Genomic DNA, 16,289 nt, shown 5'->3' on the forward strand with positions numbered 1-16,289 from the left:
GACGTGACCCCGCAGAAATCTCGGTCCGAGGGGGTAGCGTGATCGTCGCTGCACTGCAATATGGAATCGTTCCAAGTCCAGATTGGAACCGCGGCGCGAATGGCAAAGCCCGTGCCAAAGGGCGTTCAGCCCTCGGGACAGGAGGGGATTGCCACATCCTTGGGCAGATCGACGACGGTGATCGGGGCGGGGAAACCGCCTTCCACGGGTTCGAGTCGCTTCATCATCTCGGGCGTCGCCAGCATTCGACCGTCGTCGGTGATGATCAAAACCGACGTCAACCCCAGTTGCGCTGCCACCCGCGGCCAGTCCTTTTCGCCCGCAACGCAGAGCGCCGTCGCCGCCCCGTCCGAAGGCACGCCATTGCCCCCCAGAACCGAGGCCGAGACGATGCCGCGCATCGGGCTGCCGGTGCGCGGATCGATGATATGGGAAAACCGCACACCGCCCTTGTCGAAATAGCGCTCGTAATTGCCCGAAGTGTGCAGCGCCTCGCCCGGGCGCAGCGAAATCGCGCCGACGACGCCCCATTCGAACGGATCGCGGATCGCCACGCGCCACGGACGCGCCCCATGACGACCGATCACCTGCACGCCACCGCCGGCATTCAGAACCGCATCCTCGACCCCCTCGGCCTTCAGATCTTCCTTGACGATGTCGAGCGCTGCGCCCTTGGCATAGGCGCCCAGATCCAGCTGCACGGCGGGATTGATCGAGGTGACCGTGGTGCCATCGATCCGCAGATCGGTCATTTTCGGATGCGCCGCCATCAGGCGCGCCAGAACCGCCGGATCAGGCGGGGCAGACCCATCGGGCGGGACGTCGGCATGAAAGCCCCAGGCCTCGATCAACCCACCGATGGCCGGATCGAACAGCCCGCCAGAGCGGCAGGACAGATCGCGCCCCTTGCGCAAAAGCTGCGCCAGAACGGGATCGACCTCAAAGGGCTTCCCGGCGGCGATGGCGGCATTCAAGCTTTCCAGCTCGCCCGGGTTCCAGGCGTGCCAGTCGCGGTGCATCTGCCGCAGATGCGCCCCAACGCGCGCCATGGCCTTGCGTGCCTGCGGTTCCGGCACGCCATGGGTCTCGACCTCAAGCAGCGTGCCGAAGACATAAAAAGTCTCGTGGAGATCAGGGGCTGGCGTGTTCATCACCCGCACACCCCCGGCAAGGACAAGCCCGGCCACCAGCGCCAGACCAGCCCGAAAAACGGTTTTGCGGCGCGTCATCGGCACCCGCCCGGGATCACGTCCAGCACCTGCAAAGCCCGTGTCAGCCGCGCCTGGCGCTCGACGAAGATCACCGGCAGGAACGACAGCACCAGCACGATCAGCGCCACCAGTGCCGAAGCGCCATCCGAGAGCCCTGCCCCGGTCGCGCCGGAAAGGGCGACGACAAAGGCGACCGCGGGCAGCAGATAGGCCAGCCCGACCCCGGCCAGCAGGCTGTTGCCGGAGATCGCCACCTCGACCTCGTCCCCCGCCACAACGGAGAGCCCCGGCGGGCGGTCGATGGTCATCAGATCGGTCCGGCTCATCGAGACCAGAACCTTGGTGCCGCAGCCCTTCGCCTCGGCACAGGCGGCACAGGCCGAGGCACGATCTGCCGCGACGACGAGGCTTTCGCCCTTGACCGCGATCACCCGCAGCCTTTCGCGCAGATCGCGCGGACCGGTCGCAAGACCGTCGTCGCAGCAGCCCGTCATCTTACGCCACCGGGTTGATGCAGTTGTCGGTCATGCAGGCGTTGACGCATTGCGGCAGGTCATGCTCGCCTTCGCATTCGGTGCAGGTGTCGGCGTTGATCACATAGACGCCTTTCTTCGGCGAAATCGCATTGGTCGGGCAGACCGGTTCGCAGTCGCCGCAGGAGGTGCAGAGTTCGGGATCGATCTTCATGGCCATGGCTGGTTTCCTTTCCTGGCTGATGGCTTTCGTTTCGTTGGTTTCTCAGGCGGGGCGGACCTTGACGGCACCGCCAAGCACGCGGCACTGGCAGGCCAGACGGTCGTCCTTGCCGCCAAGGTTTTCTTCCAGCACCCGGATTTCGAAGGCGGTCGGCTCCGACAGGTTTTCGGCGCCTTCGAGGATATGCGTCATGCAGGTGCCGCATTCGCCTTCGCGGCAGCCGTAGGTGATGCCCGAGCCGACCTTTTCCGACATCTCGATGATGCGGGTTCCGGTGGGCACGTTGACCGTGATCGAGACATCGGTGAACGTCAGTGTAGCCTTGTCCATGTCCTGTCCTTTGTTGTTGTTCAGCGCGCCGCGATTTCGGCAAAGTCGACCTCGCGGGGCGCGGCCCGGCCAGTCAGGTGATCTGCAAGCCGCCGCCCGAAGGCGCGGCCCTCTTCCAGTTCTGCCGCCGAGGGGTGCAGCTTCACCCGCAACCCCGGTTCGGGCAGACGCATCTTCAGCCCCTGCAGGCGGTTTTCGACAAGCCGCACCGCCTCGCCCGACCAGCCGTAAGAGCCAAAGGCCGCCCCCAGCTTGCCGCGGGTTTCAATGTCGACGAGCGCCGCAAGCATTTCCCAGATCGTGCGCACCGCATCGCCATTGATCGTCGGCGTGCCCAGCGCGATGCCGTCGGCCTCCTCGATCAGATCAAGGAAGGGAGCGATCTCGCCGCCCTCCAGATCAAACAAAGAGACCCGCACATCAGGACTTTCGGCGGCGCCGTCATGGATCGCCTGCGCCAGCTGCGCGGTGGCGCCGTAGGCCGAAACGTAGAAGATCAGCAGGGTCTTTTCGCTGCCGGTTTCCGAGGCAAGGCGAGAGGAAATCAGCCGCCGGGTATGGGTCAGGTAATCGCGCGGATGGCTGCGCAGGATCGGCCCGTGCGCAGGCGCGATGATGCCGAAATCCAGGGGCTCGATCAGGTCGATCGCTTGCGCCACAAAGCTGCGGAAGGGGCGCATGATCCGGTCGAAGTAATATTCGAACGAAAACCGGAAATCGCCCACAAGGTCATTGAACAGCCGCCCGTCGCAATAATGGCTGCCGAACAGGTCACAGGTGAACAGCACCCGCTCCTTGGCAAGCCAGGTGCATTGCGTATCAGGCCAATGCACGAAGGGCGTGGTGAAGAATTGCAAGGTGCGATCACCAAGGCTGACCGACTGCCCGGTGGTGACGCCCTTGATGTCGTAAAGCTCGAACTCGTCCTTCAGCAGCGCGCGCAACATCGGCAGGCCGCGCGGGCTGAGCCGCACTTGCGCCTGCGGCGCGCGGCGCAACAGCTCGGGCACGGCGCCGGTGTGGTCGGGCTCGAGATGGTTCAGAACGATCAGCCGGATCTCGTCATAGCGGGCGACGGCTTCGAGCCGGGCAAAGAACTCGTCGGCAAATTCCGCCTTCACCGTGTCGATCACCGCCACGCCATCCGCACCGCGCACGGCATAGGAATTGTAGGTCGTGCCGTTCGCCGTCTTCAGGATCACGTCGAAGCTGCGCAGCCCCGGATCGAGCGCCCCCACCCAATGCACGCCGGGCGCAACCACGACCGGCCCCGAAGGCCCCTCAAGGCGGGGCGCAGCCGGGCGAATGGTGAAGGGCGGAACGGACAAGGCATACTCCTGTGGTTGCGGGCGGCCCGCACAAGAGATGCAGCAAGAGACGTGCCAAGCCGCAAATCCCAGTGAAACAGGAACGCGGGGCAGCAAGACGACAGAGATCGCGGGGCGGCCCCGACAAATTGTCGGGAAACCGACATTGCGGCGAAACAGGCGGAAATACTGGGAAAACGCCCTCTCGAAGCCGTGATCGCACCGATTTCCCGTGCAAATCGGCGCTCTTCGCAGCTGCGGCGGGGGCGCTCACATTATTATCGCGGGCGCAGGGGCGGATGCGCGCGCGGACGCACACGCGGGCGGGCACACGGGGGCGCGAAGGCGCCCGCCCCGCCCACTTGGCACGCCCCTTGCTTGATCCCCGATGAAGCCCTTCGCCCGATCACCGGCGCGACGGCACAGCCAACCGGGGAGACCGATGCAAGACTTCCTTCTCGTCCTCTTGAGCACCGCGCTCGTGAACAACGTCGTGCTGGTCAAGTTCCTCGGGCTGTGCCCGTTCATGGGCGTTTCGCGCAAGACCGACGCGGCGATCGGCATGGGGCTGGCCACCACCTTCGTGATCACCGTCGCCTCGGCCGCCTGCTGGCTGGTCGAGGCGCTGATTCTCGAGCCGCTCGACCTGAAGTTCCTGCGCATCCTGAGCATGATCCTTGTGATCGCCGCGATCGTGCAGTTCATCGAAACGGTGATGCGCAAAGTCACCCCCGACCTGCACAAGGCATTGGGGATCTATCTGCCGCTGATCACCACCAACTGCGCCGTCCTTGGCCTGCCGCTGATGTACATCCAGGGCCATCTGAGCCTTGCGATGAGCACGCTGAGCGGCTTTGGCGCCTCGGTCGGCTTCACTCTCGTTCTGGTGATCTTTGCCGGCATGCGGGAACGGCTGGCGCAGCTTTCGGTGCCCGCCACCTTCGCCGGGACCCCCATCGCCTTCATCTCCGGCGGGCTTCTGGGCCTCGCCTTCATGGGCTTTGCCGGGCTCGTGCACGTCTGATCGTCGAAAGGAGACCTGCCATGATCACAGCCGCCGCGTCCATGTCGGCCCTCGGGCTCGGGCTGGGGTACCTGCTCGGCGCCGCCGCCCGCAAGTTCCACGTCGAGACCCCGCCGATCGTCGAGGAGATCGCGAAGATCCTGCCCGGCACCAATTGCGGCGCCTGCGGCTTTCCCGGCTGCAACGGTCTGGCCGAGGCGATGGCCGAGGGCAACGCGCCGGTGACCGCCTGCACCCCGGGCGGACGCGATGTGGCGCTGGCTCTTGCCGAGATCGTCACCGTCGAGGATGGCGCGCAGGCCTGCCCGATCGCCGAGATAGAGCCGATGGTCGCCTTTGTCTTCGAGGATCACTGCACCGGCTGTCAGAAGTGCTTCAAACGCTGCCCGACCGATGCGATCGTCGGCGGCGCCAAGCAGATCCACACCGTGGTGATGGACGCCTGCATCGGCTGCGACGCCTGCATCGAGGTCTGCCCGACCGAGGCGATCGTCAGCCGGGTGAAGCCGAAAACGCTGAAGACCTGGTATTGGGACAAGCCGCAACCGGGTCTGGTCGCGGCAAGCGCGGAGACCGCAGCATGAGACTTCCGTCGATCGCCACCCTGCTTCACCCGCTGCAATCCTTTTCGATCCGCGGCGGGATTCACCCGGAAACCCACAAGCATCTGACCTCGGAATCCGAGATCGAGGCCATGCCGATCCCGACGCTGATCCGGCTGCCGTTGCAACAGCACATCGGCGCCGAGGCGGAGCCGATCGTGAAACGCGACGATCTGGTGCTGAAGGGCCAGTTGATCGCCAAGGCGCGTGGGCCGCTTTCGGCCAATATCCATGCGCCGACCTCGGGGCGGGTGATCGCGGTGGGGCATTTCGTGGCCCCGCATGCCTCGGGTCTGCCGGTGCCGACGATCACCATCCGCCCTGACGGCGAAGACAAATGGGGCCCGCACCTGCCGCGCATCCGCCCCGAGAACGCTTCGCCCGAAGAGATCGCAGCGCAGGTGGCAGCGGCGGGGATCGTCGGCATGGGGGGCGCCACCTTCCCCTCGGCCGTGAAGCTGAACCTGCGGGCGAAATACACGCTTGATACGCTGATCATCAACGGCGCCGAATGCGAACCCTATCTGACCTGCGACGACCGGCTGATGCGCGAGCGCGCCGAGGAAATTGCCGACGGCATCGGCATCATGGCCAAGGCTCTTGGCGTCACGCAGGTGATGGTAGCGATCGAGTCGAACAAACCGCAAGCGATCGAGTCGATGACCCGCTACAACCGCGCGCTCAACTACACCTTCAAGGTCAAGGTGGTGCCAACGCAATATCCGATGGGGTCGGAAAAGCATCTGGTGAAGATGCTGACCGGCAAGGAAACCCCGGCCCGGGCGCTGACCGCCGATCTGGGCGTCGTCGTGCACAACATCGCCACCGCCCATGCGGTCCACCTGGCCGTGCGCTATGGCGAACCCTTGATCGCGCGGACGCTGACGGTCTCGGGCCACGGCATCCGTCGCCCGGCCAACCTGCGGGTGATGATCGGTACGCCTGTGTCGGAAATCATCGCCCATTGCGGCGGCTTCATCGAGGAGCCAGACCGGCTGCTCTTGGGAGGGCCGATGATGGGGATGCCGATCCAGAATCGGCGGGTGCCGGTGATCAAGGGCACGAACGGGATTCTGGCACTTACGGCTGCGGAAACGCCCGAGGCGAAAACCATGCCCTGCATCCGCTGCGGCCGATGCGTTCAGGGCTGCCCGGTGGGTCTGACGCCGTTCGAGCTCAATGCCCGCATCCGCGCCGATGATCTGGACGGCGCGGCCAAGATCGGCCTGATGGACTGCCTTTCCTGCGGTTGCTGCTCTTACACCTGCCCCGCCAACCTGCCGCTGGTGCAGGCGTTCCAGTTCGCCAAGGGCAAGCTGGCCGAGCGGCAAAGCCGCAAGCACCAGCAGGAAGAAACCCAGCGTCTCGCCGCCGCCCGAAAGGCCCGCGAGGAAGCCATCGCCGAAGCGAAAAAACAGATGATGCTGAAGCGCAAGGCCGAGATGGCCGCGAAGAAAAAAGCCGAGGAAGCCGCCGCCGCCGTGGCAGAGATGCCGCCGCCCAGCGCTGGACCCGCGATTCAGGGGGAGGCCACGCCGTGACCATGCCGATGCCCATTTCCGGGCCGCACACTCATACGCTATTCACCGTCTCACGCACCATGCTGATGGTGGTCGCGGCGCTAACCCCGGCCACGGCCTTCGGGCTTTGGGAATTCGGCTGGCCTGCCATCTTCCTTTTCGTGACGACGGTCGTCTCGGCCTGGACCTTCGAGGTTGCCTGCCTGAAGATCGCGGGCAAGCCGATCTGGCCCTTTGCGACGGACGGTTCGGCGATCCTGTCGGGCTGGCTCGTCGCAATGACGCTGCCGCCCTATGCGCCCTGGTGGGTCGGCGTGATCGGCGCCTTTGTCGCCATCGTCATCGCCAAGCATCTTTACGGCGGGCTTGGCCAGAACCTGTTCAACCCGGCGATGGTCGCCCGGGCCCTCCTCGTCGTCGCCTTGCCCGTGCACATGACGACCTGGGTCGATCCGGTCGGGTTGATGAATGGACCGTCGTTTCTGCACGGGCTCTCGATCACCTTCCTTGGATCGCAGGAGTTCGACGCGGTGTCCTCGGCTTCGACGCTGAGCCATATCAAGAGCCAGATCGGCGCCGGGGCGACGATGAGCCAGATCATGCCGCAACTGGCCGACCTGAAGGCCCGGATGATCGGTCTTGTGCCGGGCAGCCTTGGCGAAACCTCGACCGGGCTCCTGCTGCTCGGCGGGCTGATGCTAGTGCTGACGCGGATCATCACCCCGACGATTCCGATCGCCTTCCTTGGAACGCTGGCCTGCCTTGCCGCAATATGCTCCTTCCTTGCGCCGGACCGCTTCGCCCCGCCGATCCTGCATCTGACCTCGGGCTCGACGATGCTCTGCGCCTTCTTCATCGCCACCGATTACGTCACCTCGCCCGTCACCGCCGCGGGCAAATGGGTCTACGGCATCGGGATCGGCACGCTCGTCTTCGTGATCCGCACCTTTGGCGCCTTCCCCGAGGGCGTGGCCTTTGCGGTGCTGCTGATGAACTCGGTCACCCCGCTCATCGAAACCTACATCCGGCCGCGGATCTTCGGGCGCTCGCGCACCGGCAAACCGCTTGGCGCAGGCAAGCCCGCGAAGGGAGCGCAGAAATGACCGACACCCCGCCCCCCGAAAAGCCGCAACTGCCCTGGTTCAAGGCCTCGCCGCTCGCACATGGCATCATGCTCGCGCTTTTCTCGCTGGCGACCGCCGTCCTGCTTGCGATTGCCAATGACAGCACTTCGGCCCCGATCGCGACCCGTGCCGCAGAGGATCTGGCGGCGTCGCTCGAACAGGTGATCCCGCACGATCTGCACGACAACGATCTGGCAGCCTCGATGCGCCCGATCACCGATGCCGAGGAAGGTGCGGTTTCGGTCTATGTCGCCGCCAAATCCGGCACGGTGACCGGCCTCGCCTTCGAGATGTCCGGCCCGGGCTACAGCGGTCTGATCCATGTGCTTCTGGGCATCGCCCCCGATGGCACGCTGCTCGGTGTCCGCGTGCTCTCGCATACCGAGACGCCCGGTCTCGGCGACAAGATCGAGGCCGCCAAGAGCGACTGGATCTTGGGTTTTGCCGGCAAGTCGCTCCAAGACCCGAGCCGCGAGAACTGGAAGGTAAAACGTGACGGTGGTGTGTTTGACCAGTTCTCGGGAGCCACGATTACCCCTCGCGCCGTGGTCAAGACGATCTACCGCGGCCTGAATTTCTTCGACCGCAACAAGGCGGCGCTGACCGCGCCCCTGCCCGCGAAATCCTGAGGAGGCGCCCATGTCGGACAATTACGCCAAGATCGCCCGCGACGGATTGTGGGACAAGAACATCGTGACGGGCCAGATGCTAGCCCTGTGCCCGACGCTCGCCATCACCGGCACGGCGACGAACGGGCTCGGCATGGGGCTGGCGACGACCGTGGTGCTGATCCTGTCGAACGTGGTGATTTCCGCGCTGCGCAAGACCATCGCCCCGGAAATCCGCATCCCCGCCTTCATCCTGATCATCGCCGCCATCGTGACCGTCGTCGATCTGGCGCTGAACGCCTTCCTGCATGATCTGCACAAGGTGCTCGGCCTTTTCATCGCGCTGATCGTGACGAACTGCGCCATCCTTGGCCGGGCCGAGGCCTTTGCCTCGCGCTTTGGCGTGCTCGCCTCGGCGCTGGACGGGCTGATGATGGGGATCGGCTTCACGCTGGCGCTGGTGGTGGTTGGGGCGATCCGCGAAATCCTCGGATCGGGCACGCTCTTCTCGCAGGCCTCGCTGCTGCTTGGCCCGCATTTCGCCTTCATGGAAATGAAGATTTTCCCCGACTACCCGGGCTTTCTGATCATGATCCTGCCGCCGGGCGGCTTTCTGGTGGTGGGCGGGCTTTTTGCGCTCAAGCGCCTGATCGACGCCCGCAAGCCGACGATCGAACAGGAAATCAAGCAGATGCGCAAAGAACGCGTGTTCACTGCGGCGGGCGTGCTGAAACCGCAACCGGAAATGGGAGAAGAGGCATGATCGTGGGCGTCGCCTATGCCAAGCCGACCGTGCAGGTCTGGAAGAATGTCGATGTGCCCGAAACCGCCACAGCGCGCGACGCGATCGAGAAATCGGGCCTGCTCGATCAGTTCCCCGAAATCGATCTGAGCACGCAAAAGATCGGCATCTTCGGCCAGATCTGCCCGCTGGAAAAGGTGCTGAAGGAAGGGGACCGGGTCGAGATTTACCGCCCGATCTATCCCGAAGCCGAATTGCTGGAAAAGAGAAGCTGACCCCCCGGTCCCCCCTTCCGTCAGGAGACTTCCGATGACCCGTCTGACCCGTCGCCAACTCACCCTCGGTCTCTTCGCCACCTCCGCCGTTGCCGCGGTGGGCGGGGTCGGCCTTGCCCTCTCGCCCGCCGATCGCGCCGTGATCATCGGCGCCGGTCCCGCCGGTGCACAGGCGGCGCTCGCGCTGCGTGCCGCCCATCCGACGCTGCGGGTGGCGCTGCTGGAACGCGATCCGACCCGTCTGGCCCGCGAAACGGGCGATGCGGCCGCCGCCGCCTTTGCCGCGCCGCAGACCGAGGCGACGCTGGCCCAGCTGAAGGCGCAGGGCATCGAGGTGATGCTCGATGATGTGGTCGATGTGGACTGGACGGCGGGGCGGCTCTCGCTTTTCTCGGGTCGCGATGCCGCCTTTGACCGGCTCTATCTCGCCCCGGGCACGACGGCCAAGGCCGAGGCGATCGAAGGGCTGGATGCCGAGGCCCGCTACAGCATGCCCGCCGCCTGGGGCAACCCGCGCGAGGCGCGGCGGCTGGCGGCGCAACTCGCCGCCCTGCCCGAGGCCGGTCATGTCGTGCTGCGCCTGCCCGCGGATCTGAGCCATCCGCAGGTGGCGCTGAACCGGGCGCTGGTGCTGAGCCGCCAGCTTGCCGCCAGCCGCCCGGCGGCGCGGCTGACGGTTCTCGATGCGACGCCGACCCCGGCGCTGGCGCAATCCTTCGCGATGGCGAAACGGCTGCAGGGGCTGGATGCACAGGTCAACTGGGTCAACGCGGCACAAGGCGCCACCGTCCGCGCCGTCGATGCCCATGCGGGCCGGATCGAGACCGATGCCGGGCGCCTGACGGCCGATGTGATCAACTTCGTGCCGCCGCATGTCGCGGGCGCAATCGCCCGCACCGCGGGTCTGGTCGATGCCTCGGGCTGGTGCCCCTGCGATACCCGGGGCCGCTCGATGCTGCGCAGCGAAGCCATCGTTCTTGGTGATGCCCGCAAGGGCGCCGCGCGCACGCTCGATGGTGCCCGGCTCTCGGTGGCTGCGGCAACGGATGCGCAAGCCTGATCCGGGAAAATCCTTGGCGAAAGCGGCAGCGGCACCTAATGTCGCGCGGTCTGGCTCACAGGGAGGAGAGCATTGGGACTAATCGACATTTTCATCACCCAGATCGGTGATCCGCTGCGCATCCTGCTTCTGGCCGCGGTGATCGGCTTGCAACCGCGGCTGGAAGACCGACTGGGCAAGATCCCGACACTGGCCGCCGGTCTTGTGCTGGTGGCGCTGCTGATCCCGCTGCTTTTGCCGAATGGCAATGTCTGGTTCATCGTCGCCGCGCTGATCGGCCTCGTGACGAATGCGATCCAGATGGGGGTTCTGTTGGGGATCTGGACGCTGGTGCGTCGCTTCAAACACTGAAGGGCTGCCCGTGCGGGCAGCCCCCTTTTTCATTCGCCGCGCGGATAGCGCTGGTTTTCTTCCAGCACGTTCAGGTCCATGTGGTTGCGCATGTAGCGCTCGGACGCCTTTTGCAGCGGCTGGTAATCCCACGGGAAATAGGCCCCGTTGCGCAAGGCGTCATAAACCGCCCAGCGCCGCGCCTGACTTTCGCGCACCGCCGCATCGAAGGCGCCCAGATCCCAACGCGCCATCGCCTGTTCGGTCAGCCGCTTCAGCACCTCGGCATGCTCTGGCGCGGTGGCAAGGTTCACCAATTCCTGCGGATCGGTCTCGAGGTCGTAAAGCATCGGCGGATCGGCGTCGCAAAGCATCAGCTTGTAGCGCCCCTCGCGCAGACAGACCATCGGCGCGATCGTCGACTCGGCCGCATATTCCATCGGCACCGCAGCCCGGCCCGCGCCTTTGGCCACCGGAGCCAGATCGACCCCATCGGTCCAGCGTGACAGTGTGGAAATGTCGATCCCGGCCAAGGCCGCCAAAGTCGGGGTGATGTCGAGCGTGGAAACCGGCGTATCGATCCGCCCGGGCTTCCATCCGGGCGCCGCGATCATCATCGGCACCCGCGCCGAGCCCTCGAAGAAGTTCATCTTGAACCACAGCCCGCGCTCGCCCAGCATGTCGCCATGATCCGAGACGAAGACGATGATCGTGTTGTCCGCCATCCGTCCGCGCTCCAGCACATCAAGGATTTCCCCTATCTTTTCATCGATATAACTCACCGATGCAAAATACCCCTGGCGGGCGCGACGGATCATTTCGGGAGTGATTTCGAAATTTCTGAAATCACAGGATTCCAAAATACGCTTCGATTGCGGGTCCTGATCCTCAAACGGAAGCTCTGGAACGCTGGGGTCCAGCGCCGGGCTTTCCTCGTATAGATCCCAGAACCGCTTGCGCGCCACATAGGGGTCGTGCGGATGGGTGAAGGACACCGTCAGGCACCACGGCCGATCATCCTGCCGCCGCGACAGGTCGTAAAGTTTGCGCATCGCGTGATACGCAACCTCGTCGTCATATTCCATCTGGTTGCTGATCTCGGCCACGCCCGCGCCAGTGACCGAGCCAAGGTTGTGATACCACCAGTCGATCCGCTCGCCCGGCTTGGTGTAATCCGGCGTCCAGCCGAAATCGGCGGGGTAAATGTCGGTCGTCAGCCGCTCCTCGAAGCCGTGCAGCTGATCGGGGCCAACGAAATGCATCTTGCCCGACAGGGTCGTCGCATAGCCCGCCCGGCGCAGATGATGCGCGAAGGTCGGGATGTCCGAGGCGAATTCGGCCGCATTGTCATAGACCCGGGTGCGACTGGGCAATTGCCCCGACATGAAGGACGCCCGCGCGGGCGCACACAAGGGGCTGGCCGTATAGGTGTTGGCAAAGCGGACGGACCGCTTTGCCAGACGCTTCAGGTTCGGCGTGTGCAGGAACGGGGCCGGACCGTCGGGAAACAGCGTCCCGTTGGCCTGATCCACCATGATGACAAGGATATTCGGGCGGGTGTCCATGGTCCGGCGCGTCCTTAAAGTCCCAGCGCGGCCTTGACCGCCGCATCGCCCGGCTTGCCGTCGAGCGTCGTCACACCGTCAAGCCACGGGCCAAGCACCTCGGGATGCGCCTTGATCCAGTCGGTCGCTGCAACCTTGGCATCGGTGCCGCCCAGGATCGAGCCCATCAGCTCGTTCTCCATGCCGACCTCGAACACAAGGTTCGAGAACAGCTTGCCCGCATTCGGGCACGATCCGGTCCAGCCCTTGCGGGCCAGCGTGTGCACGGTCGCGCCACCGAAATCCGGCCCGAAATAGGCGTCGCCGCCCGAGAGATAGGTCAGGTCGAAATTCGCGTTCATCGGATGCGGCGCCCAGGCGAGGAAGACGATCCCCTTGCCCTCTTTCACCGCGCGATCGACCTGCGCGAGCATCGCCTGTTCCCCCGATTCGACCAGTTCCCAGTCCTTCAGGCCGAAATCATTCGTGTCGATCATCTTCTGGATATTGGCATTGGCGGGCGCGCCCGGCTCGATGCCATAGATCTTGTGGTCGAAATCATCGCCATGCGCGGCCAGATCGGCAAAGTCATGCACGCCCTTGCCCGCTTCGGCCGTCGGCACGGCCAGCGTGAACTTCGCCCCGGTCAGGTTCTGCGTGATGTGCTCGACTGCATCGGCCTTGGTCAGATCGTCGATGAAATGTTGCTGCGCCGGCATCCAGTTGCCCAGAAACACGTCGATTTCGCCGTTCTTCATCGATTCGTAGCCGATCGGCACCGAGAGCGTCTTCACCTCGGGCGCATAGCCAAGGCCGGTCAGCACCACCGAGGCGACGACATTCGTCGCGGTGATGTCGGTCCAACCCGGGTCCGACAGCCGGATCGCCGCGCAGGAGGCGTCATCGGCCAGTGCCATCGCGGCGCTGGACAACAGGAGTGCAACGGAAAGCCCCGTGCGGCAGGCGATGGAGAGGATCATGCTGGCTCCCTGTCAGCTATTTTATTCGCTTATGAAAGGTGAGACAGTTTGCCCTGTATAGGGGCAATTTCTGAATGCCTGCGATAAAGAAGGTTTATGTCTGATGCGGCGGGTCGATCTCGGTTGGATGCGGGTTTTCGTCGAGGTCGGGCGGGCGGGCAGCCTGTCCGAGGCGGCCGCGCGGCTGAACATCACCCAGCCTGCCGTCAGCTATCAGATCCGCCGCGCCGAGGGGGAATTCGGCGTGGCCCTGCTGACCCGCAAGGCCCGCGGCGTCGATCTGACCGCCGAGGGGCGGGCGCTTCATGACATCCTGTCCCGCGCGGTCGCTCAGGTCGATGCGCTGGCCGAAGAGCTGCGCCCGCAGCCCCGGCGCAAGGCACTGCGGCTGTTCACCGATTACGCCTTTTCCTCGCTTTGGCTGATGCCGCGACTGCATCTGTTTCGCGCCGCTCACCCCGAACTTGAATTGCAGATCGTCGCGCTGCAGCACGCCGGGGTCCGGGCCGAGGGCGAGATGGCGGTGGTCTTTGCCACCCGCGCCGAGCTTGGCCCGGACGCGGTGCAGATCATGCCCGAAGCGGTGGTGCCGGTCTGCGCGCCTGCGCTGCGGGCCGGTCTGCCTGCGGGGGTCTTGCCCGATGCGCCGCTCATTCATCTCGATGCCGAGCCGGGGGCGGTCTGGTTCGACTGGCCCTCCTACCTGCGCGCGCTGACGCTCGTCCGCGATCCGCATGCCGAACGGGGGGATCTGCGCTTCAACACCTATGCGCTGGTGATCGAGGCGGCGCTGGCCGGTCAAGGGGTGGCGCTTGGCTGGCGCGGGCTGGTCGACCGGCTTCTGGCCCGTGATCAGCTGGTCGAGGCCGGGCCGGAACTTGCGAGCCCTGAGCGGGGCTATTTTCTGGTCGCGACCGGCCCGCGGGATGCCGCCGCCGAGGCGCTCTGGTCCTGGCTGCGGGCCGAAGCGGGGCTGAGCTCAGGTTGAGGTGGTGCTGGCGGCTGCGGTAGCAGAGGGGAGAGACGATATTCCCAACACCTTGCGGCTGGCCGCCCAAGCACTTGCCGCAGCCTGCGATCCCGGCGCGGCCTCGGGAACCTGCACCCGGTTGGCCAGCAATTGCTTGATCCGGTCGAAACTCTCCTCGATCTCCTGCGCCGCCTTGCGCGCAGCCTTTTTGCGATCGGCGTCGCTCATTTCCTTTTTCTCCGACGCGGCATCGCCCGCGGCGCTTGTTCCGGATGGGGCAGTGTCATCGGGCGTGGCGGGATCGGCACTTGCGCCCTCCGCAGGAGGGCTCTCGGCGCTGGCCTCTGACGAAGCTTCCCCCTCCTGCCCGACGGTTGTCGCTGGCTCGGTTTCGCTCGCTTCCGCGGCGCGCGCCTGCAGAAGGGCTTCCTGCATCTTGCTCGATTGTGCCGGATCGGCCCGATCCTGAGGCTGGTCCGCCGCGGGTTCAGGCTGCGCCGCCTCCTCCGAAAGGGTAAAGGCCGAGGTGCTGGCTGTCGTGGTTTGGGCGGTGTGTGCCTGCGCGGACAGCTGCGCGGCGGAAATGGCGGAAATCATCACACTGGTCCTTCTGGATCGGTCCCCGGCACAGGATCGCGCGCGGAGATGAAGGAAGCCTTGCGATCGCAGGGAAATACCCCGGGCATTTGAGCGGTTCAGCGGGGCTCAGCCATGATCGCCGCGGCGGGGCGACCCGAGGTGATCAGCGCGCCCATGCGGCGCAGGCTGGGCGCAGCATGGGTCAGAAACATCCGATAACCGTCGCAGAAATGGTTGATCCGGCCCGGCCCACCCGGCTCGGGCGCCGTGCGATGCTTCGGGCAGCCGCCGTTGCAGGCAAAGCGCCAGTCGCAGGCGCGGCAGGTGGCGCAGAGCCCCGCCTGCTTGTCCTTGCCGAAGCTCCGCGCCTTTGGCAGCGCGGCCAGTTCCCCCACCGGGCGGGCCTTGATGTTGCCCAGCCGAAACTCGGGGTAGACATAGTGATCGCAGGCGAAAAGCCCGCCGTCCTGTTCCAGCGCCAGCGCCGTGCCGCAGGTCTCGGCAAAGACGCACAGCCCCGCGGGTTCGCCCAGCATCAGCCCCAGCATCTCGTCGAAATGCTGCACGAAGATACGGCCGACATCGCGGGCGATCCAGTCGTCGAAAACGGCGCAGAGAAAGCGGCCATACTCCGCCCCGGTGACGCAGAAAGGCGCCAGCACCGCCCCCTTGTCGCCGCGCCCGGGGGCGCCTGCGCGGCGGCCGTCGGGCAGGAGGCGTTCATGCGCCGGGATGAATTGCAGGAATTCCGGGCCAAGCCCCGCCAGATAGCGATAGACCGCCACCGGATCGGCGACAGTGGCCTGCGAGACCACGGTCAGCAGATTGACCCGGACCCCGGCCCGCTGCAGCCGCTCGAGCCCACGCAACACCGCCGCCGACGACGGCCGCCCGCGCCGGTCGGGCCGCGCGGCATCGTGCATGTCGGGCGGACCATCGAGGCTGAGACCAACCAGAAAATCCTGCTCGGCGAAGAAGTTGGCCCAGGCCTCGGAAATCAGCGTGCCATTCGTCTGGATCAGGTTCGAAACCTGATGCCCGGGTGGACAGAGCCGGGCTTGCAGCGCCACCAGCTTGCGAAACCATTCCAGCCCCATCAGCATCGGCTCGCCGCCCTGCCAGGCAAAGGAAATCTCGCGAATACCTGCCGCAGCCTGGCTGGCGATATAGTCGGCGACAAACCGGTGCAGCACGGCATCATCCATCCGAAAGCGATGACCCGCCGGAAACATCGCTTCCTTCTCAAGGTAATAGCAGTAGTCGCAGGCCAGATTGCAGCGCGGCCCGATAGGCTTTGCCATGACATGGAACGGATGGGCGGGCTGGGGGCGACGCAGGTTCGACATCGGGGAACTATGGAGCCACCCGATGCCCGCGGCAAGGGTGG

The 16,289-nt window shown here is 65.4% G+C and carries 19 protein-coding genes; 10 read left to right on the forward strand and 9 right to left on the reverse strand.

Annotated elements, in window-relative coordinates; genetic code table 11:
• Positions 1 to 125: 125 nt before the first annotated feature.
• The 5 genes from ACTTAI_RS17930 to ACTTAI_RS17950 are packed head-to-tail and all read right to left on the reverse strand — an operon-like array spanning position 126 to position 3,565.
• Positions 126 to 1,229 (reverse strand): FAD:protein FMN transferase, encoded by a 1,104-nt coding sequence (locus ACTTAI_RS17930; protein WP_444452856.1) that lies wholly within the window; start codon positions 1,227 to 1,229, stop codon positions 126 to 128.
• Positions 1,226 to 1,705 (reverse strand): SoxR reducing system RseC family protein, encoded by a 480-nt coding sequence (locus ACTTAI_RS17935; protein ID WP_444452857.1) that lies wholly within the window; start codon positions 1,703 to 1,705, stop codon positions 1,226 to 1,228. Before ACTTAI_RS17935 ends, ACTTAI_RS17930 begins: the two co-directional genes overlap by 4 nt.
• 1 nt (position 1,706) lies before the next feature.
• Positions 1,707 to 1,928 (reverse strand): ferredoxin FdxN, encoded by a 222-nt coding sequence (gene fdxN / locus ACTTAI_RS17940; RefSeq protein ID WP_444455801.1) that lies wholly within the window; start codon positions 1,926 to 1,928, stop codon positions 1,707 to 1,709.
• Between the two features lie 21 nt (positions 1,929 to 1,949).
• Positions 1,950 to 2,237 carry a ferredoxin FdxC gene (fdxC, locus tag ACTTAI_RS17945; protein ID WP_110806773.1) on the reverse strand — a complete coding sequence of 96 codons (288 nt, stop codon included), beginning with the start codon at positions 2,235 to 2,237 and terminating at the stop codon, positions 1,950 to 1,952.
• Positions 2,238 to 2,257: 20 nt separating this feature from the next.
• Positions 2,258 to 3,565 (reverse strand): FprA family A-type flavoprotein, encoded by a 1,308-nt coding sequence (locus tag ACTTAI_RS17950; RefSeq protein WP_444452858.1) that lies wholly within the window; start codon positions 3,563 to 3,565, stop codon positions 2,258 to 2,260.
• A 421-nt stretch (positions 3,566 to 3,986) separates the two neighbouring features.
• Here ACTTAI_RS17950 and rsxA point away from each other — a divergent pair, with 421 nt between their 5' ends.
• From rsxA to ACTTAI_RS17995, 9 genes are all read left to right on the forward strand, one after another.
• Positions 3,987 to 4,568, forward strand: a complete 582-nt coding sequence (gene rsxA / locus ACTTAI_RS17955) for an electron transport complex subunit RsxA (protein ID WP_444452859.1) — start codon at positions 3,987 to 3,989, stop codon at positions 4,566 to 4,568.
• Between the two features lie 20 nt (positions 4,569 to 4,588).
• Entirely contained in the window at positions 4,589 to 5,152 is a 564-nt protein-coding gene (locus ACTTAI_RS17960) for an RnfABCDGE type electron transport complex subunit B (RefSeq protein WP_444452860.1), read from the forward strand.
• Positions 5,149 to 6,711 carry an electron transport complex subunit RsxC gene (rsxC, locus tag ACTTAI_RS17965; RefSeq protein WP_444452861.1) on the forward strand — a complete coding sequence of 521 codons (1,563 nt, stop codon included), beginning with the start codon at positions 5,149 to 5,151 and terminating at the stop codon, positions 6,709 to 6,711. Before ACTTAI_RS17960 ends, rsxC begins: the two co-directional genes overlap by 4 nt.
• A 2-nt stretch (positions 6,712 to 6,713) precedes the next feature.
• Positions 6,714 to 7,793 carry an RnfABCDGE type electron transport complex subunit D gene (locus tag ACTTAI_RS17970; protein ID WP_444455802.1) on the forward strand — a complete coding sequence of 360 codons (1,080 nt, stop codon included), beginning with the start codon at positions 6,714 to 6,716 and terminating at the stop codon, positions 7,791 to 7,793.
• Positions 7,790 to 8,443 (forward strand): electron transport complex subunit RsxG, encoded by a 654-nt coding sequence (gene rsxG / locus ACTTAI_RS17975; RefSeq protein WP_444452862.1) that lies wholly within the window; start codon positions 7,790 to 7,792, stop codon positions 8,441 to 8,443. The genes ACTTAI_RS17970 and rsxG overlap by 4 nt, the downstream gene beginning before the upstream one ends.
• A 10-nt stretch (positions 8,444 to 8,453) precedes the next feature.
• On the forward strand, positions 8,454 to 9,185 hold the full coding sequence (locus tag ACTTAI_RS17980; protein WP_444452863.1) for an electron transport complex subunit E: 732 nt from the start codon (positions 8,454 to 8,456) through the stop codon (positions 9,183 to 9,185).
• The gene (locus ACTTAI_RS17985; RefSeq protein ID WP_444452864.1) at positions 9,182 to 9,439 is read left to right on the forward strand and encodes an RnfH family protein; all 258 of its coding nucleotides are present in this window, start codon (positions 9,182 to 9,184) and stop codon (positions 9,437 to 9,439) included. The genes ACTTAI_RS17980 and ACTTAI_RS17985 overlap by 4 nt, the downstream gene beginning before the upstream one ends.
• Before the next feature lie 34 nt (positions 9,440 to 9,473).
• Positions 9,474 to 10,499 (forward strand): FAD-dependent oxidoreductase, encoded by a 1,026-nt coding sequence (locus ACTTAI_RS17990; protein ID WP_444452865.1) that lies wholly within the window; start codon positions 9,474 to 9,476, stop codon positions 10,497 to 10,499.
• Positions 10,500 to 10,571: 72 nt separating this feature from the next.
• Positions 10,572 to 10,850 (forward strand): hypothetical protein, encoded by a 279-nt coding sequence (locus ACTTAI_RS17995; RefSeq protein ID WP_444452866.1) that lies wholly within the window; start codon positions 10,572 to 10,574, stop codon positions 10,848 to 10,850.
• Between the two features lie 29 nt (positions 10,851 to 10,879).
• Here the strand turns inward: ACTTAI_RS17995 and betC are convergent, their stop codons facing one another.
• Both betC and ACTTAI_RS18005 read right to left on the reverse strand, forming a co-directional pair.
• Positions 10,880 to 12,394, reverse strand: a complete 1,515-nt coding sequence (gene betC / locus ACTTAI_RS18000; RefSeq protein ID WP_444452867.1) for a choline-sulfatase — start codon at positions 12,392 to 12,394, stop codon at positions 10,880 to 10,882.
• A 14-nt stretch (positions 12,395 to 12,408) separates the two neighbouring features.
• Positions 12,409 to 13,353, reverse strand: a complete 945-nt coding sequence (locus tag ACTTAI_RS18005) for a choline ABC transporter substrate-binding protein (RefSeq protein WP_444452868.1) — start codon at positions 13,351 to 13,353, stop codon at positions 12,409 to 12,411.
• 103 nt (positions 13,354 to 13,456) lie between these two features.
• Here ACTTAI_RS18005 and ACTTAI_RS18010 point away from each other — a divergent pair, with 103 nt between their 5' ends.
• Entirely contained in the window at positions 13,457 to 14,341 is an 885-nt protein-coding gene (locus ACTTAI_RS18010; RefSeq protein WP_444452869.1) for a choline sulfate utilization transcriptional regulator, read from the forward strand.
• Here ACTTAI_RS18010 and ACTTAI_RS18015 read toward each other — a convergent pair.
• Together ACTTAI_RS18015 and ACTTAI_RS18020 are read right to left on the reverse strand one after the other, a co-directional pair.
• Positions 14,333 to 14,923: a hypothetical protein gene (locus tag ACTTAI_RS18015; RefSeq protein ID WP_444452870.1), complete on the reverse strand. Its 591-nt coding sequence runs from the start codon at positions 14,921 to 14,923 to the stop codon at positions 14,333 to 14,335. The genes ACTTAI_RS18010 and ACTTAI_RS18015 overlap by 9 nt on opposite strands.
• A 95-nt stretch (positions 14,924 to 15,018) precedes the next feature.
• Positions 15,019 to 16,248, reverse strand: a complete 1,230-nt coding sequence (locus tag ACTTAI_RS18020; protein ID WP_444452871.1) for an anaerobic sulfatase maturase — start codon at positions 16,246 to 16,248, stop codon at positions 15,019 to 15,021.
• Positions 16,249 to 16,289 lie beyond the last annotated feature (41 nt).

It is taken from the genome of Rhodobacter capsulatus, from assembly GCF_052363175.1.
Taxonomy (GTDB): domain Bacteria; phylum Pseudomonadota; class Alphaproteobacteria; order Rhodobacterales; family Rhodobacteraceae; genus Rhodobacter; species Rhodobacter capsulatus_D.

Coding starts and splice junctions, on each gene's coding strand:
- ACTTAI_RS17930 (WP_444452856.1), bottom strand. CDS start 1,229: ATGACGCGCCGCAAAACCGTTTTTCGGGCTGGTCTGGCGCTGGTGGCC.
- ACTTAI_RS17935 (WP_444452857.1), bottom strand. CDS start 1,705: ATGACGGGCTGCTGCGACGACGGTCTTGCGACCGGTCCGCGCGATCTG.
- fdxC (WP_110806773.1), bottom strand. CDS start 2,237: ATGGACAAGGCTACACTGACGTTCACCGATGTCTCGATCACGGTCAAC.
- rsxA (WP_444452859.1), top strand. CDS start 3,987: ATGCAAGACTTCCTTCTCGTCCTCTTGAGCACCGCGCTCGTGAACAAC.
- ACTTAI_RS17960 (WP_444452860.1), top strand. CDS start 4,589: ATGATCACAGCCGCCGCGTCCATGTCGGCCCTCGGGCTCGGGCTGGGG.
- rsxC (WP_444452861.1), top strand. CDS start 5,149: ATGAGACTTCCGTCGATCGCCACCCTGCTTCACCCGCTGCAATCCTTT.
- ACTTAI_RS17970 (WP_444455802.1), top strand. CDS start 6,714: ATGCCGATGCCCATTTCCGGGCCGCACACTCATACGCTATTCACCGTC.
- rsxG (WP_444452862.1), top strand. CDS start 7,790: ATGACCGACACCCCGCCCCCCGAAAAGCCGCAACTGCCCTGGTTCAAG.
- ACTTAI_RS17980 (WP_444452863.1), top strand. CDS start 8,454: ATGTCGGACAATTACGCCAAGATCGCCCGCGACGGATTGTGGGACAAG.
- ACTTAI_RS17985 (WP_444452864.1), top strand. CDS start 9,182: ATGATCGTGGGCGTCGCCTATGCCAAGCCGACCGTGCAGGTCTGGAAG.
- ACTTAI_RS17990 (WP_444452865.1), top strand. CDS start 9,474: ATGACCCGTCTGACCCGTCGCCAACTCACCCTCGGTCTCTTCGCCACC.
- betC (WP_444452867.1), bottom strand. CDS start 12,394: ATGGACACCCGCCCGAATATCCTTGTCATCATGGTGGATCAGGCCAAC.
- ACTTAI_RS18005 (WP_444452868.1), bottom strand. CDS start 13,353: ATGATCCTCTCCATCGCCTGCCGCACGGGGCTTTCCGTTGCACTCCTG.
- ACTTAI_RS18010 (WP_444452869.1), top strand. CDS start 13,457: ATGCGGCGGGTCGATCTCGGTTGGATGCGGGTTTTCGTCGAGGTCGGG.
- ACTTAI_RS18020 (WP_444452871.1), bottom strand. CDS start 16,248: ATGTCGAACCTGCGTCGCCCCCAGCCCGCCCATCCGTTCCATGTCATG.